Source organism: Allobosea sp. P1_A7, assembly GCF_056406775.1.
Genome location: NZ_JBFTZN010000489.1, coordinates 1 through 2,355, shown reverse-complemented (window position 1 = coordinate 2,355; position 2,355 = coordinate 1). Strand labels below are relative to the sequence as shown.

The window sequence follows — 2,355 nt, the reverse complement described above, 5'->3', positions numbered from 1 at the left end:
CTTACAAGAAATAAGTTCACACTTACTTGTATGAACATCTTGGTATCCCGCGCGTAGTGTAGATACGAAGTCGGAATTCAGCCCGGCCTCGCATTGGAACACAGGAGATCAATCATGATCACTTACAGGATCGCCCTTGTCGGAGGCCTTCTCGCCCTCTTCGGCGTCGCCAACGCAGCGCAGGCCACCGAGTTCGGTGTCGAGAGCATCATTCAGGAGCAGGGCCAGAATCCCCGCGCCCTGGCAGAGCAGCAGCAGTATCGCGCCTATCACGAACACATGAAGGAGCTGCGCGCTCATCAGCTTGTTGCTCCGACCATGCCGCAGCATCGCAGCTGAGAGGCAAGCACGCCTCGGAGACAGGGGCCGCACCAGCGGCCCCTCTTTTTTTAGATGCCGGCTCTACGCCGGTACCGAAGCGCGCGAGCCGGCCGCCGGCAATCAGGGCGCGGCGCGGCCGGCTCCTCCCTCCCCGCCAAGCTCGACCCAGTAGCCGGGCTGATAGGGCAGCGGCAGGAAGCGCTCGTGCAGCTCCCGCAGCGTGGCCTCGGGATCGAGATCGGCAAACAGATCGGGATGGAGCCAGCGGGCGATCCTCTGGATCGCCACGAACTGATAGGGATTGTTGTAGAACTGATGCCAGATCGCGTGGACGCGCCCGCTCTTCACCGCGGCCGTATGAGCGAAGGCCGGGCGTTTCGCGAGATTGGCGAGTTTCCGCTTCGCCTCCGCGAGATCCGCCCCCGGTCCGAGCCCGACCCAGGCGCCGCCCGGCGCCAGCGCGCTCCAGTTGCCGCCGGTCGCGATCAACACATCGGGATTCATGGCGATGATCGTTTCGGGGTTCACCGTGCCGAAGGTGCTGGGCAGCAGGAGGCTGCCGAGATTCCGCCCACCGGCGACCTCGACCATTCTGCCGAAATTCTCCGGCCCGAAGGTCATGCAGCAATCGTCGGAATAGCCGGGTATCCGGTCGACCATGACGAGCGGTCGCCTGAGATCGGCCACCCCCGCCAGGCGATCGGTGACGCGCGCGATCTCACGAGAGCGAAACGCAATGAGTTCCTCGGCGATCTCAGAGCGGCCGAACAGCCGGCCCATCAGCCGGAGCGACGGTTCCGTGTTCACGAAGGGCGCATGGCGGAAATCGACATAGACCACGGGAATGCCGACGGAAGCGAGCTTTTCGACAAGCTTCGTCTCCGCGCTCGCGATCTGGGCCTCGACATTGAGGAACAGRACATCCGGCTTCAGGGCGATCACCGTCTCGATATCGAGATTGCCCTCGCTCATGGTCCCGAGCGCCGGCAGCGCCGCAATAGTGGGATAGCGCTCGAGATAGGCGCGGTAGCTGTCCGGATCGGCCTTCTGCAGATCGTCGCGCCAGGCGACGATGCGGCGGAACGGCGCCTCCCGGTCGAGGGCGGCGACGGCGTGGATCTGCCGCCCCTCGCCCAGGATCACGCGCTGGACCGGAACCGTCACCGTGACGACGCGCCCGAGCACATCGGTCACGGAGACCTGCTCGGCCCATGCCGGCACGGCACTCGTGATCACCGCGAGCACCAGGGCGAGGCCGTGCAGGAGCGCCCTGAGCCCCTGCCTGCATGCGCCAATGCCGAGGCGCCGATCGGTTTCGCCGCACTCCGCCATTACAGGTCGACCGACATCGAGAGCCGGAAGGTGCGCGGCGCGCCCGCATAGAACGTCCCGAACGAGGCGACGCTCGACCAGTATTTGGTGTCGGCGACGTTCTGGACGGTGGCGCGGAAGGTCGTCTTGCGCCCGGCGATCTCGGTTGCGTAGCGCGCGCCGAGATCGACCCTTGTCCAGTCGGGCAACGACTGGGTGTTGGCCGTGTTGATGAACTGCTTGCTGGTGTGGATCAGCGCGCCCGTCAGGGTCAGCCCCTTCACCCAGGGCAGATCCCATTCGGCGCCGAGGTTGAGCTGCATCGAGGGAACGCCGATCGGCCGGTTGCCGAGATTGGCCGCGAGCGCCGTCTTCGTCAGCTCCCCATCCAGCAGGGTGGCGCCGCCAAGCACCCGAAACTCGGGGGTGATTTCCCCGTAAACATTGAGCTCAAGACCGCGCACGCGCTGCTCCCCGCTCACCGAAAAGACTCCGCTGCCGCTCAGCTCGGCGCTCGGCTTAGTGATCTGGAAGGCGCTGATTCCGGCGCCGAACGTGCCGAACTGCGCCTTCACGCCCGCCTCGTACTGCTTTGCCCGATAGGGCGCGAAGGCCTCGCCGGCATTGGTCGCATTGGTCGGCGCGATATCGCCGCGGCTCAGCCCTTCGACATAATTCGCATAGAGCGAGACGTTGTTCAGCGGACGCAGCACGAGGCCGACC

Annotated in this window: 3 protein-coding genes; 1 reads left to right on the top strand and 2 read right to left on the bottom strand. The window is 65.3% G+C overall.

All coding sequences use genetic code 11. The features are described from left to right. The first annotated feature begins 114 nt into the window (after window positions 1-114). Window positions 115-339: a hypothetical protein gene (locus tag AC1D34_RS36730; protein ID WP_476826920.1), complete on the top strand. Its 225-nt coding sequence runs from the start codon at window positions 115-117 to the stop codon at window positions 337-339. A gap of 102 nt (window positions 340-441) precedes the next feature. On the opposite strand, the gene AC1D34_RS36725 is transcribed toward AC1D34_RS36730, so the two are convergent. Beyond that, window positions 442-1,653 carry an ABC transporter substrate-binding protein gene (locus tag AC1D34_RS36725; protein WP_476826919.1) on the bottom strand — a complete coding sequence of 404 codons (1,212 nt, stop codon included), beginning with the start codon at window positions 1,651-1,653 and terminating at the stop codon, window positions 442-444. Further along, window positions 1,653-2,355, bottom strand: a 703-nt coding sequence (locus AC1D34_RS36720) for a TonB-dependent receptor (RefSeq protein ID WP_476826918.1), incomplete at its 5' end; no start/stop codon positions are given. The genes AC1D34_RS36725 and AC1D34_RS36720, both read right to left, overlap by 1 nt.